Source organism: Plantactinospora sp. KLBMP9567 (assembly GCF_033446045.1).
Classification (GTDB): domain Bacteria; phylum Actinomycetota; class Actinomycetes; order Mycobacteriales; family Micromonosporaceae; genus Plantactinospora.
Genome location: NZ_JAWQRR010000065.1, coordinates 1 through 17,131, shown reverse-complemented (window position 1 = coordinate 17,131; position 17,131 = coordinate 1). Strand labels below are relative to the sequence as shown.

Sequence of the window (17,131 nt, the reverse complement as noted above, 5' to 3'; positions counted from 1 at the left end):
GTGGCTCCTCCCCGGGTCCGCGCCCGTGGTCGTGGTCCGTGTCACGGTGGTCCGGAGTGTCTGGCTCCCGACCCGTACGCAGGTCGGTGACAGTGGCGGGACCGCCCCGGACTCGCACCGGGTTCCTCCGGGTCCACCGCGTGATGCATTTCTCGCCGCCGGCCGGCGCCGAGGACCACGACTCTACGATGAGCCCGTGTCCGCCCTCGCCACCCCGTCCCCCCGGCCGCCGGAGGACCGCTGTCCCGGTGCGCTGCGGGCCCACCAGGCCGCCGACGGGCTGCTGGTGCGGGTACGGCTGCCCGGCGGTCAACTGCGCCCCGCCCAACTGCGCGTCCTCGCCGACCTCGCCCGGGACGAGTCCGACGGCGCGCTGGAACTGACCTCCCGGGGCAACCTCCAACTCCGCCGCCTCGCCGACGACGCCGCGGTACGCCGGGTCGCCGATCGGATCGCCGAGGTGGGGCTGCTGCCCACCGCCACCCACGAGCGGGTGCGCAACCTGCTGGCCTCCCCGCTGAGCGGGCGGGACCGGGCCGGGCGGCTCGACGTACGCCCGCTGGTGCGGGACCTGGACGCAGCGCTGCGCGGCGCCGCCGACCTGGCGTCGCTCAGCGGCCGGTTCCTGTTCGCCCTCGACGACGGCCGGCACGACGTCGCCGCCCTCGGCGCCGACCTGTGCTGGACCGGCGGCTCGCAGACCCTCTGGCTGGCCGGCACCGACACCGGGCTGCGGGCCGGCCCGGACGAGGTCGTCGAGTTGCTGGTCGCCGCCGCCCGTGCCTTCCTGCGGGTCCGGGGTGAGCGCCGGGACCTGTGGCGGCTGGCGGACCTGCCGGCTGGGCCGGCCCGGGTCACCGCCGCGCTCGGCCGTCCCACCTCCCCGGTCACGGCCCCGCCCGGGGCGTCCGGTGCCGCTCCGGCACCGCTGGCCTCTGCGGTCGCGTTCCCGTCCGGGGCGTCCGGTGGCACTTCTGCCGCGCTGGCCTCTGCGGGCGCAGCCCCGCCCAGGACGTCCGGTGCCGCGCCGGCACCAGTGGTGGGCGCCCGTCCGGACGGTGTGGTGGTGGCCGGGGTCCGGCTCGGCCGGTTGACCGCCGACCAGGCGCACCTGCTGGCCGACCTCGCCGGCAGGGACGAGATCATCGTCACCCCGTGGCGCAGCCTGGTGCTCGACACCGGTGGACCCGATATCGTCGGCCGGCTGGCCACGGCCGGGCTGCTGGTCGACCCGGCCTCGCCCTGGCTCGGCGTGACGGCCTGCACCGGCCGGCCCGGCTGCGCCAGTGCCCTCGCCGATGTGCGGGGGGACGTCACCGAGGCGCTGGCCGACGCCGGTCCGGCGGGCGGGACGGCGCTTCCGGTGCACGTGGTCGGCTGCGAGCGCCGCTGCGGCCGACCCGCCGGACCGGCCGTACTGGCGGTCGCCACCGGCACCGGATACCGGATCGAGGCGGGCGGTACCAGCCGACCGGGCACCCCGGCGGCCGCCCTGGCCGTACGGGCAGAAAGGCAGAAGTGAGCTACGAGTACATCCGCGACGGCGCGGAGATCTACCGTCGGTCGTTCGCGACCATCCGGGCCGAGGCCGACCTCTCCGCGCTGCCGCCGGAGATCGCGCCGATGGTGGTCCGGATGATCCACGCCAGCGGCAGCGTCGACCTGGTCGACGACGTCGAGGTCGCACCCGACCTGGTCCGCGCCGGTCGGGCCGCGCTGCGGGCCGGTGCGCCGATTCTCTGCGACGCGGTGATGGTCGCCGCCGGCATCACCCGGGCCCGGCTGCCCCGCGACAACGAGGTGCTCTGCACGCTGCGCGACCCCGAGGTGCCCGAGCTGGCCCGCCGGCTCGGCACCACCCGCAGCGCGGCCGCCCTCGAACTGTGGCGGGACCGGCTCGACGGCGCTGTGGTGGCGATCGGCAACGCCCCCACCGCGCTGTTCCGGCTGCTGGAGATGATCGACGAGGGGGCCGCCCGGCCGGCGGCGATCGTCGGCGTACCGGTGGGGTTCATCGGGGCGGCCGAGTCGAAGCAGGCGCTGGCCGCGCACGACGCCGGCATTCCGTACCTGGTGGTGCACGGTCGGCGCGGCGGCAGTGCCATCACCGCCGCCGCCGTCAACGCGATCGCGAGCGAGGTCGAATGAGCGCGACCGAGCCTGGCGGTGGATCGGCGGGGCCGGCGCGGGTCGGCGCTGGTGGCGAGCGGGCGGCCGGCGAGGTCGGCGGGGGTGGGTCGGCTGCGGCTGGCGAGGTCGGTGACGGTGGATCGGCTGCGGTCGGTGGCGGTGGATCCGCTGCGGTCGGCAAGGCCGGCGGTGGATCGGCAGGGGACGGTGGCCGGCGGCCGGGCACGCTGCGTGGCGTCGGCGTCGGGCCGGGCGATCCCGAACTGGTGACGGTGAAGGCGGCCCGGCTGATCGGCGCCGCCGACGTGGTCGCCTACTACTCGGCCCGGCACGGCCGCAGCATCGCCCGGTCCATTGCCGAGCCCTACTTCCGGGACGGCCAACTGACCGAGCCGCTGGTCTATCCGGTCACCACCGAGACCACCGACCATCCGGGCGGCTACGAGGCGGCGATCACCGAGTTCTACGACGCCAGCGCCGAGCGGCTGGCAGCGCACCTGTCGGCCGGTCGGGACGTGGTGGTGATCTGCGCGGGCGACCCGATGTTCTACGGCTCCTACATGTACCTGCACGAACGGCTGGCGCACCGGTTTCCCGCCGAGGTCGTACCCGGGGTGACCTCGATCAGCGCCGCCACCGCCGTACTGGGCAGGCCGCTGGTCGAGCGGGACGAGGTGCTCACCGTGCTGCCCGGTACGCTGCCGGCCGACGAGTTGACCCGCCGGCTGGCCGACACGGACGCTGCCGCGGTACTCAAACTGGGACGGACGTTTCCGCAGGTACGGGCGGCGTTTGCCGATGCCGGACGGCTGGCCGACGCCTGGTACGTCGAACGGGCCACCACCGCCACCGGCCGGGAACTGCCGCTGGTCGAGGTCGACCCGGACGGGGTGCCGTACTTCTCCCTCGCCGTGCTGACCAGTCCCACCGGGGACGCGGTCGCGGCCGGCGTCGGCGTGGCGGCGTCGACCGCCCCGACGGCGGCGACCGAGGGCGGGGCGGCTGCCGAGGGCGGGGTGACGGCCGGCGGGGTGACGGTGGTCGGCCTCGGCCCCGCCGGCAGCGGCTGGCTCACCCCGGAGACCGGCCAGGCGCTGCGCGAGGCGGAACACCTGGTCGGCTACGGCCCGTACGTCGACCGGGTGCCGCACCGTCCCGGACAGCACCGGCACACCTCCGGCAACCAGGTCGAGATCGACCGGGCCCGGCACGCCCTGGAACTCGCCCTGGCCGGCGCCCGGGTGACGGTGGTCTCCTCCGGCGACCCGGGGATCTTCGCGATGGCCACGGCGGTGCTGGAGGTCGCCACCACCGACGGGCGGTTCGGCGCCGTGCCGGTACGGGTGCTGCCCGGGCTGACCGCGGCGCAGGCGGCGGCGAGCCGGATCGGCGCCCCGCTCGGCCACGACTTCGCGGTGCTCTCCCTCTCGGACCGGTTGAAGCCCTGGACCGTGATCGAGCAGCGGTTGGCCGGCGCGGCCGCCGCCGACCTGGTGCTGGCGCTCTACAACCCGGCCTCGGCCAGCCGCCGGTGGCAGGTCGAGGCGGCCCAGAAGGTGCTGCTCCGGCACCGGAGCGCGGACACGCCGGTGGTGATCGCCCGGGACGTGGGCCGGCCGGGGGAGCGGATCACCGTGGTCCCGCTGGCCGAACTCGATCCATCCGATGTGGACATGCGCTGCCTGCTGATCGTCGGCTCGTCCACCACCCGGACCGACCGGCGGGCGGACGGTTCGACCGTGGTCTGGACGCCCCGCACCTATCCCGGCTGACGCCGTCGGCGGACCGCCCAGGCGCACGCCGGTTCGGCCCGGCCGCCGAGCTGAAGCCGGCGTGAAGCCGCGCTGTCCGAACATTCAGTGGACCGCCCGAGGCGGGCGGTGCTGAGACAGGGGGACAGATGAGGATGTTCTGGAGGGCCGCGATGACCCTCGCGGCCACCGGCGCGCTGCTCGCCGGTGGACTCGGGTCCGGCGGAGCGGCCGTGGCCGCCGAGCGGACCGGCGTGGCCGGGCCGGTGGTCTCGGCGACCGCCGACGAGTGGGAGGGGCCGATTGACCAATGGACGACCTTCCCGTTCGAGGAGGGCTGGGAGATCTGCAACCGGACGGGACAGATCGGCGTGGCCTTCGGGGCGTACAAGGCGTACCAGTGTCGGGACAACGGCTGGTGGACGAGCTACCTGTACGTCCAGTACTACCCGTGAGCCGCTGACGATGCGCCGGGCGGTCCGCCGATCGCCCGGCGCGGCAGCGCCGTCTCCAGCCAGGCCAGCGCCGCGGGCACCTCGGTGACCGTCGCCGGCAGGGCGATCGGCGCCGGCCGCTCCACCAGCACCACGGGCAGCCCCAGCTCGCGGGCGGCGGCCAGCTTCGCCATCGTGTACGTCCCGCCGCTGTCCTTGCTGACCAGCACCTCGATCCGGTGCGCCGTCAGCAGTTCGCGCTCCGACGCCACCTGGTAAGGGCCCCGGTCGCGCAGCAGGGTGACGTTGTCCGGCAACGGGACCGTCGGCTCGTCGACCACCCGGACCAGCAGCCAGGTGCCGGTCAGGTGCAGGAAGGCGCCCAGTCCCTGCCGGCCGGTGGTGACGAAGGCCCGCCGGCCCAGCCGGGGCAGCAGCTCGGCGGCGGCGGCGAGATCGGGCACCCGGTGCCACCGGTCCCCGGGACCCGCCGTCCAGCCAGGACGCTCCAACCGCAGGTACGGCACCCCGGTCGTCTCGGCCGCCCGGACGGCCGACGACCTGATCCGCGCCGCGTACGGGTGTGTGGCGTCGACGAGTACGTCGACCCGGTGCTCGGCCAGCCAGCGGGCGAGGCCGGCCGGTCCACCGAACCCGCCGATCCGTACCTCGCCGTCCGGCAGCCGGGGATCGGCGACCCGGCCGGCCAGCGAGGAGACCACCACGGTGTCGGGGCGCCCGACCAGTGCGGCGGCCAGCTCCCGCGCCTCGGCGGTGCCGCCGAGCAGCAGCACCCGGGTCGTCACGGCGCGACGGTAACGGCCGGCTCCGGCCGGGACAACCGGGCGGTCGCCGGGTGGTGACCTCCGACACCCGAGCGGCCGGTCGCCGGCCTGCCGATCGCCGGCACCGGCCTGCCGCCTGCCGGTCGCTGGCCTGCCGCCTGCCGCCCGCCGGTTGAGACTCCGTGCCGGTCGTCGGAGCAGGCTCCGTGCCGGTCGCCGGAGCGGGTCCCCCGGTCGGCGGATCCGGCGGTGCGGCGTACGGCCGGGTCCGGCCCCGCTGCCCGGCCGGTGTCCCGGTTGACCGGCGGGTACCGCCCGGCTACGGTCGACTGGCCATCTGCGGCGGTACGAGGGAAGCCGGTGAGAGTCCGGCGCGGTCGCGCCACTGTGAGCGGTCCCGACCCCGGTCGGGGGCCCGCGAGCCAGGACGCTCGGTCGTCGCAGCCTGTCGACGGGGACGCGTCATCCCCGAGGAGGTCTCACACGCATGTCCAGCCCTGTCCCGGCCCGTCCGCTCAGTCACCCGGTGGTCTCCGCCCGGCTACTGTGGACGGCCCTCGCCGTCGTGGCCGTGCTCGCCCTGCTGACCTACCTGGTCGCGTTCGACCAGGGGGCCGTCTCGCGCAGCGGCATGTACCTGCACGAGCTGATGCACGACGGCCGGCACCTGCTCGGCGTCCCCTGCCACTGATCGACTTCCCGCCGTGCCGACGTTCCTGTCCGTACTGCTGCGTGGCCTGCTCGCAGGCCTGGTCGCCGGTCTGATCGCCGGGACCTTCGCCTACCTCGTCGGCGAGCCGCGGATCGATGCCGCGATCGCGATCGAGGAACGGGCGACCCACTCCGCACCCGAGGTCGGGGCCGACCACCACGCCGAGGAGTTGGTCGGGCGCGACGGTCAGCGCGCCGGACTGTTCCTGGCCACCGGGCTGTTCGGCGCCGCGATGGGCGGCCTGCTCGCCACCGGGTACGTCCTGCTGCGCCGTCGACTCCGCAGTTCCGACGACGGCCGGGCGGCGCTGCTGCTGGCCGGCGCGGCGCTGCTCGGCGCGGTCGTCGTACCGTTCGGCAAGTATCCGGCGAACCCGCCGGCGGTCGGCAACCCGGACACCATCGACCAGCGGACCGGCAGTTACCTGCTGCTGGTGCTGCTCGGCCTGGTGGCCGTCTGGGCCGCGGCCCTGGCGCACCGCTCGATATCCCCGCACGCCTCGGACGCGCTGCGGGCCGCTGCGGCGGTCGGCGCGTTCCTGCTGGTCACGGCGGTCGCCTACACCGTGCTGCCGTCGTTCGCGGAGGTGCCGGGCGACTTCCCGGCGACCCTGCTGTGGGAGTTCCGGCTCGCCTCCCTGGGCACCCAGGTGGTGCTCTGGACCGGGATCGGCCTGCTCTTCGCCGTGCTGCTCGGCTGGCGGGGCCGGGACCGGCCGCCGTCCGTCGACAGTGGACCAGAGCGGTCCGCCGGTCCGCCGGCCGGTGCCGAGGCCCCGGCCGGACGGTGAGCCCGACCAGGCTGCACCTGGTCGCGCACGCCCACACCGCCGCGCTGCGGCGGGCGGTGTTCGGCGGTGGCGACGACAGCCTGGACCCCGCCGGCCTGGCGGCGGCCCGCGCGCTGGCCCGCACCGGGCCGGGTCGGCGCGGGCCGTTCGGCCAGATCGACGCCTGCCTCAGTACTCCCGCCGAGGCGGGCCGGCAGACCGCGTACGCGCTCGGCCTGCGGCCCACCGCCGTGTCCGCGCTGGCCGACTGCGACTACGGCCGGTGGACCGGACTGCCGCTGGCCGAGGTCGGCGCCCGGGAGCCCGACGCTTTGCGGGACTGGCTCGGCGCGCCGGACGCCGCCCCGCACGGCGGCGAGTCCGTCGAGGCGCTGCTCGACCGGGTTGACCGATGGCTGACCGGGCAGCGTGACCGGGGTGGGCGGATCGTCGCCGTCACCCATCCGGTGGTGATCCGGGCCGCGCTGGTCCGGGCGCTGCGACTGCCGGCTGCCACCTTCTGGCGGCTGGATGTGGCGCCGCTGGCGGTGGTCCGGCTGACCGGGCGCGGACCGGGCTGGCAGCTCCGGCTCGGCGCTCCGCCCCACGGCGCCGAGGCTGACGGCGCCGACCCGGAATAGCCGGCAGGCCGACCTGGTTCCCCAGGTATACTTGACGCGTCAACGAGATGGGGGGACGGTCGTGCGGGCACAGCGGTGCGGCCTGACCCGTCGGCGCGCCCCCGCCGTGCTGCTGCTACTGCGGCAGCGCCCCCGTCCGGTGCCCGTCGGCGCGGGGGCTCCGCGATCATGAGCGGATCGTCGCTGCCCCGGATCGCCGTGCTCGGCGCCGGACACGTCGGCCCGGTGATCGCCCGGGTCGGGCTCGCCGCCGGCCATCGGGTCACGATCGCCGCCTCCGGCGACCCGGAGAAGATCGCGCTGATCACCCAGATCCTGGTGCCGGGCGCCGAGCCCCGCTGGGCCGCCGACGCCGTACGGGACGCCGACCTCGTGGTGCTGGCGATCCCGCTGCACCGGTTTCCGGCCTTCGACCCGGGAATGGTCGCCGGCAAGCTCGTCGTCGACACGATGAACTACTGGCCGCCGACCGACGGCGTGCAGGAGATGTTCGAAGATCCCCGGTACGGCAGCAGCGAGATCGTGGCCCGTCGGCTCGACCGGTCGACGGTGGTGAAGACCTTCAACCACGCCGGCTACCACCAGATCGAGGAGGAACGCCGGCCGGCGGGTGACCCGGACCGGCGTGCGCTCGGCGTGGCCGGCGACGACAAGGCGGCGACGGGTCTGGTGGCCGAGGTCGTCGAGCGCATCGGTTACGACGCCGTACCGCTGGACAGCCTCGCCGCCGGGCGCCTGCTCGAACCCGGCGGCCCCGTTTTCGGTGCCTCGCTGCGCCGCCCCGAGTTCGAAACGGCCGTCCGCGGCGTACTCCGATAGCGCGACCCGCAACGGCCCGGTCGGGACTACCAGGTGTGTTCCCGCGCCCGGCCGGCACCGCCGGCCACCGCGATGCTGAGTGCGTCGAGCCGGTCCCGGTCGCCGATCACCTCGATGGTGCGGATCCGCCCCGTTTCGACGGTGAGCCGCAGCGCGGCCATCAGCCGACCGCGCGGGGCGATCACGATCCCCGGGGTGCCGTCGACCCAGGCGGTGCCGCCCATCCGGGCCCGGGCGGCGAAGTGCCGGGTCTCCTCGGCCACCGCCCGCGCCCCGCGCAGTTCGGTCGGCATTCCGGCGGGCAGCAGCGCCGGATCGGCCCGGCGTACGACGTCGGGTGCCAGCAGGTCGAGCAGGGTCTCCAGGTCACCGCCCCGGGACGCGGCGAGGAAGGCCGCCACGAGCGGAAGATGCCGGGCGGCGAGCCGCCGTTGTCGCGGGGCGGGGGCGTGCACCCGCTCCCGGGCCCGACTCGCGAGCTTCTTCGCCGCCACCGGTGAGCGGTCCAGCACCCGACCCACCTCCTCGAACGGTACCGAGAAGAGGTCGTGCAGCACGAAGGCGATCCGCTGCGCCGGCGAGAGCCGGTCCAGCACGACCAGCAGGGCCAGCCCGACCGACTCGGCGAGCAGCACCTCCTGCTCCGCCGTCCGGGCCGGGGAGGCCGCCGGGATCGCGTCCGGCAACTCCGGGTCGGGGAGGGCGACCTCGGCCCGGCGGCGCCGAGCCCGCAGCATGTCCAGGCACTCCCGGGCGGTGACCGTGGTCAGCCAGCCGGTCAGGTTGCGCACCTCACGCAGGTCGGCCTGACTGGCCTTCAGCCACGCCTGCTGCACGGCGTCCTCCGCGTCGGGCAGCGAACCGAGCAGGCGGTAGGCGACCGCCCGCAGGTGCTCCCGGTCGCGGGCGAACCGGTCGGCGAGGGATTGGTCGGCGCTCACGGGTCACCTTCTCCAGGCGTCAGACGTCATGGGGGTGACCAGCCCGAGACGACCGTACCCGTGCGAGCCGAGGAGACCGACCCTGTGAGAGTACCGATGATGCCCCGTGTCATCCGCCCCGGCCGCCCGGCCGGAGGTGCGCGGTGCTGACCGCGTACGTCGTGGTGGCCGTCCTGACCATTGTGGTCTGCGTCTGGAGCGCCGCCGCCGACCTGGCCCGGACCGAGTTCGTGCTCGCCAACTCCGCCGAGGTGGGCGTACCGCCGTCCTGGCTGCCGCCGCTCGCCGCACTCAAGGCCGCCGGAGCGGCCGGCCTGCTCCTCGGCCTGCTCGGGGTGCCGGTGGTCGGGCTCGCCGCCGCGATCGGCCTGGTGCTCTTCTTCGTCGGAGCGGTCACCGTGCACCTGCGGGCCCGGGTCTTCCGCACGCTGGGCTACGCCGGCGGCTTCCTGGCGCTCGCCGTCGCCTGCCTGGTGCTGGAGGTCGCCGTCGCGCGCTGACCGTGCCGCCGCCCGGGACGGGCGACCACCTTGACAAGCCTGCCAGGCATCCAGAATTCTCAGTGGATTGTATCGTTTCAGCCCGGTCGCAGATCGTCCCACCCGGTGGATCGGGCCGTACCCACATTGGAGACCCATGAGATTTCGAACCAGGCGAGGCCGGGCGTTCGCCGTACTGTCGCGGGCACTCGTCGCCGGCCTCTCGGTGACCGCGTTGCTGGTCGGCAGTCCGACGGCGGTCTCCGCCCAGCCAGGCGGCGGCGCCGGAAAGCACGGACCCCGCCTCGAACGCCTCGACCGCGGGCTCGTCGCGGTCGCCACCGCCGACGGGGTGTTCCTGAGCTGGCGGCTGCTCGGCGCCGAGGCGACCGGACGGGGACGCACCGGCCTGACCGGCGCCGACTTCGCCGTCTACCGGGACGGGCGACGGATCGGCGCCGTCACCGACAGCACCAACTATCTCGACCGGGCCGGCACCGCCACCGCCGCCTACCAGGTCGCGGCGGTGGTCCGGGGCCGGACCGGCGCCCGGGGCGCACCGGTGACGGCGTGGGCCGACGGCCACCGCGACCTGCCGCTGCGCAAGCCGGCCGACGGGGTGACCCCGACCGGTGAGGCGTACACCTACTCGGCGTCCGACCTGAGCGTCGGCGACGTCGACGGCGACGGGCGGTACGAGTACGTCGTCAAGTGGGACCCGTCGAACTCCAAGGACGTCTCCCAGGTCGGCTACACCGGCGAGGTCTACCTCGACACCTACGAACTCGACGGCACCCTGCTGCACCGGGTCTCGCTCGGCGTCAACATCCGGGCCGGGGCGCACTACACGCAGTTCCTGGTCTACGACTTCGACGGCGACAACCGCGCCGAGATGATGCTCAAGACCGCCCCCGGCACCAAGGTCACCCGGTACGACCGGCACGGCGGGATCGTCTCCGAGCGGTACGTCACGATGCCCCGCGAGGACGTCCGGGCCGGCTACGCGCACACCGACGACTACCGGCTGAGCCCGGAGAAGTACCGGCAGAAGCTCGTCGACCTCTTCCTCGGCTGGCACCGGCACCCGGAGGTGCGGGCCGGAAACTGGCCGGCAACCCTGGAACAGGCCTTCGGCATCGCCCCGACGTACGCCTACCCGCTGTCCCGGGCCGACGCCGAGGCGCTGGTCGAGCACTTCGTCGACGTCTACGCACCGGCCCGGAGCACCCGCAACGCGCTGCGGGCGTTCCAGGGCTTCATCGTGGACGGGCCGGAATACCTGACCGTCTTCGACGGGGCGACCGGCCGCGAGTTGCAGACCGTCCACTACAAGCCCGGCCGGCACGACGACGGGCTGATGTGGGGCGACTACGCAATGAGCCGGATCGAGCCGGGCAACCGGGTCGACCGGTTCCTCGCCGGGGTCGCCTACCTGGACGGCCGGCACCCGTCGGCGATCTTCGCCCGGGGCTACTACACCCGCGCCACGTTGGTCGCCTACCGCTGGGACGGCCGGCGACTGCGCGAGGACTGGTACGTGGACAGCGGCTGGGTGCCGATGGCCAACCCGTTCAACGACGGCCCGCACGGCCGGGAGGGCACCGACCCGGAATACGGCACCCTGACCACCCAGGGTGCGCACTCGCTGTCCGTCGCCGACGTGGACGCCGACGGAAAGCAGGAGGTCGTCTACGGCGGCGCCACCATCGACCACGACGGCAGCCTGCTCTACAGCTCCTACGGCGTCCTGCCCCCGGGCAGCGCCAACCCGGGTGCGCGGGCGAAGGTCGGGCACGGCGACGCGATGCACGTCACCGACATCGATCCGGCCCGCCCCGGACTGGAGATCTTCATGGTGCACGAGGGTGCGACCGGTGCGCCGTACGGCTACGCGCTGCGGGACGCCCGCACCGGCGAGGTGATCTACGGCGGCTACACCGGTGTGGACACCGGACGTGGCATGGTCGGCGACGTCGTCCCCGCCGAGCCGGGCCTGGAGACCTGGGCGACGGTCGTCGGCGGCCAGCCGGACGGGCCGGGGCTGCGTACCGCCGACGGGGACCTGCTCGGCACCGTGATCCCCGGCACCAACCAGAGCATCCGGTGGGCGGCGGACATGACCACCCAGATCGTCAACGGCGCGGGGGAGGTGACCCCGAGCATCGACGACTGGCAGCGGGGCCGGCTGCTCACCGCCGAGGGCACCCGGACCAACAACGGGACGAAGGGCAACCCGGGACTGGTCGCCGACGTCCTCGGCGACTGGCGCGAGGAGTTGCTGACCCGCACCGTGGACAGTTCGGCGATCCGGATCTACCTGAGTACCGAGCTGACCGACCGCAAGCTCTACACGCTGATGCACGATCCGCAGTACCGGGTCGAGGTGGCCCGGCAGCAGACGACCTACAACCAGCCGTCGTACCCGAGCTTCTATCTCGGCTCGGACATCAACTGGTCCCGGGTGCCGCTGCCCGGACGCTGAGCGGCGGCCGTTCACCGGCCGGCCCGGGGACGGGACCCGGCGCTCCACCCGGAGCGCCGGGTCCCGTCGTTTCCGACAAACCCGGACCACCGACGGGGCCGGGAACCAGGTGGCGGGGGCGCGGCTCGTCCCCGGTGGAGGTGGTCAACGATGCGTACCCGTCGCCTGCTCGCCGCCGTCGCCGCGACCCTGGTCGGGCTGGCCGGCACCCTGCTGCTCGTCCCGACACCCGCCCGGGCCGGCAACTGGGCGGTCACCGTGCTGGACCCGCTGCCGGACCGGCTGGAACCGGGCCGGGGCTACACCGTCGGGCTCTGGGTGCTCCAGCACGGTTTCCACCCCTACGAGGGTGATCTCGGCCGGGTGGCGCTGCGGCTGGTGGACGGGAAGGGCACGTCGGTGTCGTTCGCAGCGTCGGCGCTGCCGGAGCCGGCGCACTACGCCGCGGCCGTCGCGGTACCGCACGCCGGTGCCTGGACGGTGACCGCCGTACAGGGCCGGTTCGCGGACTACCGGATCGGTACCCTCACCGTGCCCGGCGGGATGGCGGTGCTCGGCGTGCCAGCGCCGCTGCAACCGGGCCAGACCGAGAAGTACTGGCCCGGCGCGATCCGGCCGCCGACGGTTCCGGTCGACCCCGACCGGGACCCGTTCGCGGCGGTCGCCGCCCCGGCACCGGCCGACGACCGCAGTGCCGCCGCCGGGCCGGCCGGGTCCCGGCCCGCCCCGGAACCGGCGACGAGCACGCCCCGGCGTGCGCTGCTGGTCGCCGGCACGCTGCTGGTCGCGGCGGCCGTCGGGCTCGGGCTCGTCGTCGGGTACCGGCGGCGGCCCCGGCGCGCCGACCGACCCAGCACCGTCTGAGGGGGATCGGCGGCTTCGGGCTGCCCCTGGTCCCGTCGCTGCCGTCCGGCCTCTTCCTCGGCGTAGAGCCGCGTCGCGCAGGTGTGGCCCGACCGTGACAGCGTGCGGAGTGCCGGAGCTGGCCTTCGGCGGAATCCGCCAGGCCGTGCCGGCCGGCGGCAGGTCGATCGCGGTGATCCGCGACCAGCACGGCCCGACTGGCCGCGTCCGCCGGCCGCCGACACGGTGGCCCCGATCCACACCTTCCCGCGGCTGCTCACTCCGGGTCGGGTAGCAGCCCCTGCTCACGTAGTTGCTGGCAGTGCAGCTCCGGCGGCGGTTCCGGATCCCAGTCCGAGGGTCGGGGGCCCTCCGGGCCGTCCGGGCCGACCCGGACGAACCGCTCCACCCGGGTCACCCGGCAGCGGACGCCCCGGATCTCGAACTCGTCCGTACGGGGAGCCTCGAACTCCTCCATTGCCCGGGTGTACGCGGCCCGGATCTCCTCCAGCGACGCGTCTTCGTGCGGCACGATGTCACTGAACCGGAAGGCCGCCGAGTCGCGGGCGGCCTGCGGCGTCGGGTACGTGGCGAACGACCGGGGTTGCCAGCTCCCGTGCACGTACTCGCCGATGGTGAAGCCGACCGGCAGCAGCACCACGTTCGGATGGGTGGCCAGCGCCCGGCGGGAGTCGGCCCGGACGTCGTCCGGGACGATGCCGGCCTTGTAGTACGCGGGGACCATCTCGATCCGCAGCAGGCCGTCGGCGAGACCGGTGCTCGCGGCCGGGTCGATGACGAAGCCCTCCTCCTGGCACCGCACGTCGCGCGTCTTGCCCGGCGGGTACGGATCCGGGTCGGTGGGCCGGGGTGGTTCGGGTCCGTCCGGCCCCATCCGGATGAACGGCTGGGCGCGGATGATCCGGTATCGGCGGCCGTACACGGTGAGGTCGTCGACCACCTCCCAGTCGAGCAGCCGGATCGCCTCCTGGTATTCCCGCCGCTCGGCCGCGTGCCCGGAGGTCTCCGGTGTCTCGCTCAGCAAGCGCCGGAAGTACGAGCCGAGGGCGTCCCGGCTGCCCTGTGGCTGGTCGCCGCTGAGGCTGAGGATCCGCCACCGGCCCGCCACCTCCTCGGCGTAGCCGAAGACCGGTGCGCCCCACATCAGCTTCGGATAGGCGAGCGACCGGCGCCGGGCGTCGTCCTCGGAGACCGCCGACACCGGATCGTTCCGTTGCGCTATCCGGATCAGCAGATGATCCGGCACCTGCCTACCGTGATGGGTCATGCACGCAGTGTGCCCCGGTCGTATTCGATGCGCAGCCCTCCGCGCTGCCGCAATGTTGGTACAGATGCTGGCGGGGACGCGTGGGAGCGTCGGCCGCCGACACAGCGAGCGGAGGGCCCGCACGTGCGGGCCCTCCGCGGCTCCTCGTCAGTCCCCAGCGTCCACGCGAGAATCTACGTGGCTCGATGTGACGGCCGCCGCCGACCTGGCGGCGGCCACCGTTCGACACCGGCTACCCACCGGCGGCGCCCCTGGTGATCCGGCCCGCCGGCCCGCGCCCGTCCCGGCTGCCCTCTACGGTGTGCCGATCGCCGTCAGTACGTCGGTGCGGGCGGCGTTGTGGGCCGGCCACTCCGCCGCCAGCACACCGGCGACGGCCATGGCCAGGAGCAGCCCGCCGATCGAAGGCCAGGGGAGGGCGGTCTCGCGGATCGGCTGACCGAGCACGGCATGCTGGAACATCGCGCCGATCATCGCACCGACCCCGATCCCGAGCACACCGCCCACCACGGCGATCAGCACCGACTCGATCCGGACCATCGCCCGGACCTTCCGCCGCCGCATCCCGATGGCCCGGAGCAGGCCGACCTCGCGGGTGCGTTCCAGGACCGACAGCGCAAGAGTGTTGACGATGCCGAGCAGGGCGATGAGCATCGACAGGCCGAGCAACGCGGTCGACATCCAGACGAGCCCGGACAGCTGGCTGGCCTCCTCGCGGATGTACCGGTCCGCGGTGTAGAGGATCACGTCCGGCCGGTCCCCGATCGACAACCGGACCACGTCGCCCGGCGACCAACCGCGCTGCGCCGCCAGCGACTCTGCCGCGAACGCACCGTCGAAGCCGATGAACCGACCAACGACGAATCGACCGGTCGAAGCCGATCGAAGGGGGCGAGCTGATGGGCTCGGACGCGTGGACGATGCTGCTGGTGCTCGGCATCTTCACCCTGGCGACCACCGTGGTGGTCGTGGTCATCTGGCAGGCGTTCGCCACCTGGCCGGCCAGGGCGACCCTGGCCCGGGAACGGGAGTACCGCGCGCTGGCCGAAACGGCCGTTGCCACCCAGGAGAAGACGGAACGCCGTCTCGAAGAGGTAACCGGCCAGTTGGCCGAGATCCGCGACCGCGTCACCGCCCTCGAACGACTGCTCCGCGAGGTGGAATAGCCCGATGCCCCGTGCCGCCGTTGGCTGGGCCGGGCATCCGGATCACGGCCGCCGGCGTCCGGAGTCGCGGTGACCATGTCGACGGCCAGTCGAGTAACGAGATTCCCAACGATGACTATCGTCCTAGGATGCTTTAGGGAGAGTGGGCTCGACCACCTCCCCGGGCCGGCCGGGGGAGATCCCCTCCGGGCAAACACCGATGTGGCGGTATCGACCGACTTCATAGGCTCGGGCCAGGTGGTCGAGGGGGAGGAGACCGACATGTCCAAGAAGCTCAGTCGAGGCGCCCGGTGTCTGGTGGTCATCGCTGCGGTGGCCGCGATGCTCGGCGTCGCCGTGGCGCCGACGGCGTCCGCTTCGGCGTCCGTCGACAGTGCACGATGGCTGCGGACCGGCGTGGCGGACCTGCACGCCCTCGGCGTCACCGGCGTGCAGGGTCTGGCCCGGGACGGCGTACGCGACAGCTATGCCCGGGCGGGGACCCGCGACCTGACCACGGGTGCGCCGGTACCCCGGGACGGGTACTTCCGGATGGGGAGCAACACCAAGACCTTTGCCGCCGTACTCGTTCTGCAACTCGTCGGCGAGGGCCGGCTCCGGCTCGACGACACCGTCGAGCGCTGGCTGCCCGGCGTGGTGGCAGGCAACGGCAACGACGGCCGGCGGATCACCGTCCGGCAGCTCCTACAGCACACCAGCGGGCTCTACAACTACACCCGCGACCTGCCGGGTCTCTCCTCCGCCGAGGGGTACGCCCGGCACCGGTTCGACCACTACGAGCCTGAGGAACTGGTCGCGCTGGCCATGGCGCACCCGCCGATGTTCGCCCCCGGCACGAGCTGGGACTACTCGAACACCAACTACATTCTGGCCGGGATGCTGATCGAGCGGGTGACCGGCCGGAGCTGGGCGGCCGAACTGCGGGACCGCATCCTGCGGCCGCTGCGGCTGACCGAGACGTCCACGCCGGGGGACCGGGCGCACCTGCCCGGGCCGCACGCCAGGGGCTACCAGCAGTGGGAGCCGGGCGGGCCGCTGGACGACACCACCCTGTTCAACACCACCATGGCCTACACGGCCGGCGACCTGGTCAGCACCCCGTCCGACCTGGTCCGCTTCTGGCAGGCGCTGCAACAGGGCCGGCTGCTCGCCCCGGCGCAGTTGGTCGAGATGCGGCGTACCGTGCTCGCCGAGACCTTCCAGGACTTCCTGCCGGGCGCCCGCTACGGGCTCGGCATCATGTGGGCGCCGAACACCTGCGGCGGCTACTGGAGCCACGGCGGCGACGTGCCCGGGATGAGCACCGTCAACGGTGTCACCACCGACGGCCGGCGGGCGATCGTGCTCTCCCTGACGACCCAGTTGGCCGGGGACGAGGCGGCACTGCCCGTACTGCGCCGCGCGGACGAGATCGTGGCGGACGCGCTCTGCGGCAGCGCGGGGTAGCCGCGCCGCGACACCGCCGGTAGCCGGCGTGCCCACCCGCCCCGTGACCACCGGTCACGGGGCGGGTTGCCGCGTGTCCGGCCGGGCGTCGGTCCGCCGAGGTGGCATCGATCGGGGTGGAAGCGTTGACGAGCCAGTAGCACGCCGGTAACCTTTGGCCAACCTCCTGCAAAAACAGAACAGATCCCTGCTCTGTTCTCCACTCTCAAGCGGAACTTCTGTACAGGCTGCTCCTCCCGCTGGTGGTGCACCTCGGTCCGGAGAGGCCGGTGATGCGATCGGCATACCCCGCACCGGTCTGACCCGCTCCGGTGACCGCGCTGGTCACCCGTCCCGGGTCCGACCGACCGGCACCACTTCCACCGCGCTGACCCCGGCAACCGATCCGGCCGCCCACCGCTCCCCGCACGGCCGGTCTGCCGCCTACCCCCGCCGCCGCGACCGT

The 17,131-nt window shown here is 74.1% G+C and carries 17 protein-coding genes and 2 riboswitches; of the genes, 13 read left to right on the top strand and 4 right to left on the bottom strand.

All coding sequences use genetic code 11. From position 1 onward, the window contains the following. Positions 1-54: 54 nt before the first annotated feature. Positions 55-128: riboswitch (cobalamin riboswitch) on the bottom strand. 68 nt (positions 129-196) lie between these two features. The 4 genes from R6Y94_RS43315 to R6Y94_RS43300 all read left to right on the top strand — a co-directional run bounded on the left by R6Y94_RS43315 (position 197) and on the right by R6Y94_RS43300 (position 4,336). Further along, a complete protein-coding gene (locus R6Y94_RS43315; RefSeq protein ID WP_318396116.1) occupies positions 197-1,522 on the top strand; it encodes a precorrin-3B synthase in 1,326 nt (441 codons plus the stop codon). Further along, positions 1,519-2,148 (top strand): precorrin-8X methylmutase, encoded by a 630-nt coding sequence (locus tag R6Y94_RS43310; protein WP_318396117.1) that lies wholly within the window; start codon positions 1,519-1,521, stop codon positions 2,146-2,148. The genes R6Y94_RS43315 and R6Y94_RS43310 overlap by 4 nt, the downstream gene beginning before the upstream one ends. Next, the gene (locus tag R6Y94_RS43305) at positions 2,145-3,902 is read left to right on the top strand and encodes a precorrin-2 C(20)-methyltransferase (protein ID WP_318396118.1); all 1,758 of its coding nucleotides are present in this window, start codon (positions 2,145-2,147) and stop codon (positions 3,900-3,902) included. Before R6Y94_RS43310 ends, R6Y94_RS43305 begins: the two co-directional genes overlap by 4 nt. A gap of 128 nt (positions 3,903-4,030) precedes the next feature. Next, the gene (locus R6Y94_RS43300) at positions 4,031-4,336 is read left to right on the top strand and encodes a hypothetical protein (protein ID WP_318396119.1); all 306 of its coding nucleotides are present in this window, start codon (positions 4,031-4,033) and stop codon (positions 4,334-4,336) included. On the opposite strand, the gene R6Y94_RS43295 is transcribed toward R6Y94_RS43300, so the two are convergent. Continuing rightward, positions 4,327-5,121 (bottom strand): cobalt-precorrin-6A reductase, encoded by a 795-nt coding sequence (locus tag R6Y94_RS43295; RefSeq protein WP_318396120.1) that lies wholly within the window; start codon positions 5,119-5,121, stop codon positions 4,327-4,329. The two genes, R6Y94_RS43300 and R6Y94_RS43295, sit on opposite strands and share 10 nt — an antisense overlap. Positions 5,122-5,452: 331 nt before the next feature. Beyond that, positions 5,453-5,531: riboswitch (cobalamin riboswitch) on the top strand. Positions 5,532-5,587: 56 nt separating this feature from the next. Here R6Y94_RS43295 and R6Y94_RS43290 point away from each other — a divergent pair. The 4 genes from R6Y94_RS43290 to R6Y94_RS43275 all read left to right on the top strand — a co-directional run bounded on the left by R6Y94_RS43290 (position 5,588) and on the right by R6Y94_RS43275 (position 8,041). Next, positions 5,588-5,791 carry a CbtB domain-containing protein gene (locus tag R6Y94_RS43290; RefSeq protein WP_318396121.1) on the top strand — a complete coding sequence of 68 codons (204 nt, stop codon included), beginning with the start codon at positions 5,588-5,590 and terminating at the stop codon, positions 5,789-5,791. A 13-nt stretch (positions 5,792-5,804) separates the two neighbouring features. Continuing rightward, on the top strand, positions 5,805-6,602 hold the full coding sequence (locus R6Y94_RS43285) for a CbtA family protein (RefSeq protein WP_318396122.1): 798 nt from the start codon (positions 5,805-5,807) through the stop codon (positions 6,600-6,602). Next, positions 6,599-7,222 carry a histidine phosphatase family protein gene (locus R6Y94_RS43280; protein ID WP_318396123.1) on the top strand — a complete coding sequence of 208 codons (624 nt, stop codon included), beginning with the start codon at positions 6,599-6,601 and terminating at the stop codon, positions 7,220-7,222. Before R6Y94_RS43285 ends, R6Y94_RS43280 begins: the two co-directional genes overlap by 4 nt. Before the next feature lie 168 nt (positions 7,223-7,390). Beyond that, a complete protein-coding gene (locus tag R6Y94_RS43275) occupies positions 7,391-8,041 on the top strand; it encodes an NADPH-dependent F420 reductase (protein WP_318396124.1) in 651 nt (216 codons plus the stop codon). 26 nt (positions 8,042-8,067) lie between these two features. Here R6Y94_RS43275 and R6Y94_RS43270 read toward each other — a convergent pair whose 3' ends face one another. After that, a complete protein-coding gene (locus tag R6Y94_RS43270) occupies positions 8,068-8,982 on the bottom strand; it encodes a sigma-70 family RNA polymerase sigma factor (protein ID WP_318396125.1) in 915 nt (304 codons plus the stop codon). A 143-nt stretch (positions 8,983-9,125) separates the two neighbouring features. Between R6Y94_RS43270 and R6Y94_RS43265 the strand changes: the two genes are divergently transcribed. The 3 genes from R6Y94_RS43265 (at position 9,126) to R6Y94_RS43255 (ending at position 12,807) form a co-directional block, all read left to right on the top strand. Further along, positions 9,126-9,482, top strand: a complete 357-nt coding sequence (locus R6Y94_RS43265; protein ID WP_318396126.1) for a DoxX family protein — start codon at positions 9,126-9,128, stop codon at positions 9,480-9,482. A 136-nt stretch (positions 9,483-9,618) separates the two neighbouring features. Next, complete coding sequence (locus R6Y94_RS43260) at positions 9,619-11,943, top strand: rhamnogalacturonan lyase (RefSeq protein WP_318396127.1); 2,325 nt, start codon at positions 9,619-9,621, stop codon at positions 11,941-11,943. A gap of 150 nt (positions 11,944-12,093) precedes the next feature. After that, the gene (locus R6Y94_RS43255; RefSeq protein ID WP_318396128.1) at positions 12,094-12,807 is read left to right on the top strand and encodes a hypothetical protein; all 714 of its coding nucleotides are present in this window, start codon (positions 12,094-12,096) and stop codon (positions 12,805-12,807) included. Positions 12,808-13,063: 256 nt separating this feature from the next. Here the strand turns inward: R6Y94_RS43255 and R6Y94_RS43250 are convergent, their stop codons facing one another. Then, positions 13,064-14,074, bottom strand: a complete 1,011-nt coding sequence (locus tag R6Y94_RS43250; protein WP_318396129.1) for a DUF5954 family protein — start codon at positions 14,072-14,074, stop codon at positions 13,064-13,066. Positions 14,075-14,368: 294 nt separating this feature from the next. Further along, a complete protein-coding gene (locus R6Y94_RS43245) occupies positions 14,369-14,845 on the bottom strand; it encodes an ABC transporter permease (protein WP_318396130.1) in 477 nt (158 codons plus the stop codon). 128 nt (positions 14,846-14,973) lie between these two features. Between R6Y94_RS43245 and R6Y94_RS43240 the strand changes: the two genes are divergently transcribed. Both R6Y94_RS43240 and R6Y94_RS43235 read left to right on the top strand, forming a co-directional pair. Next, on the top strand, positions 14,974-15,240 hold the full coding sequence (locus R6Y94_RS43240) for a hypothetical protein (RefSeq protein WP_318396131.1): 267 nt from the start codon (positions 14,974-14,976) through the stop codon (positions 15,238-15,240). A gap of 261 nt (positions 15,241-15,501) precedes the next feature. Continuing rightward, a complete protein-coding gene (locus tag R6Y94_RS43235; RefSeq protein WP_318396132.1) occupies positions 15,502-16,686 on the top strand; it encodes a serine hydrolase domain-containing protein in 1,185 nt (394 codons plus the stop codon). The last annotated feature ends 445 nt before the right edge of the window (positions 16,687-17,131 follow it).

Coding starts and splice junctions, on each gene's coding strand:
- R6Y94_RS43305 (WP_318396118.1), top strand. CDS start 2,145: ATGAGCGCGACCGAGCCTGGCGGTGGATCGGCGGGGCCGGCGCGGGTC.
- R6Y94_RS43300 (WP_318396119.1), top strand. CDS start 4,031: ATGAGGATGTTCTGGAGGGCCGCGATGACCCTCGCGGCCACCGGCGCG.
- R6Y94_RS43290 (WP_318396121.1), top strand. CDS start 5,588: ATGTCCAGCCCTGTCCCGGCCCGTCCGCTCAGTCACCCGGTGGTCTCC.
- R6Y94_RS43275 (WP_318396124.1), top strand. CDS start 7,391: ATGAGCGGATCGTCGCTGCCCCGGATCGCCGTGCTCGGCGCCGGACAC.
- R6Y94_RS43260 (WP_318396127.1), top strand. CDS start 9,619: ATGAGATTTCGAACCAGGCGAGGCCGGGCGTTCGCCGTACTGTCGCGG.
- R6Y94_RS43255 (WP_318396128.1), top strand. CDS start 12,094: ATGCGTACCCGTCGCCTGCTCGCCGCCGTCGCCGCGACCCTGGTCGGG.
- R6Y94_RS43250 (WP_318396129.1), bottom strand. CDS start 14,074: ATGACCCATCACGGTAGGCAGGTGCCGGATCATCTGCTGATCCGGATA.
- R6Y94_RS43240 (WP_318396131.1), top strand. CDS start 14,974: ATGGGCTCGGACGCGTGGACGATGCTGCTGGTGCTCGGCATCTTCACC.
- R6Y94_RS43235 (WP_318396132.1), top strand. CDS start 15,502: ATGTCCAAGAAGCTCAGTCGAGGCGCCCGGTGTCTGGTGGTCATCGCT.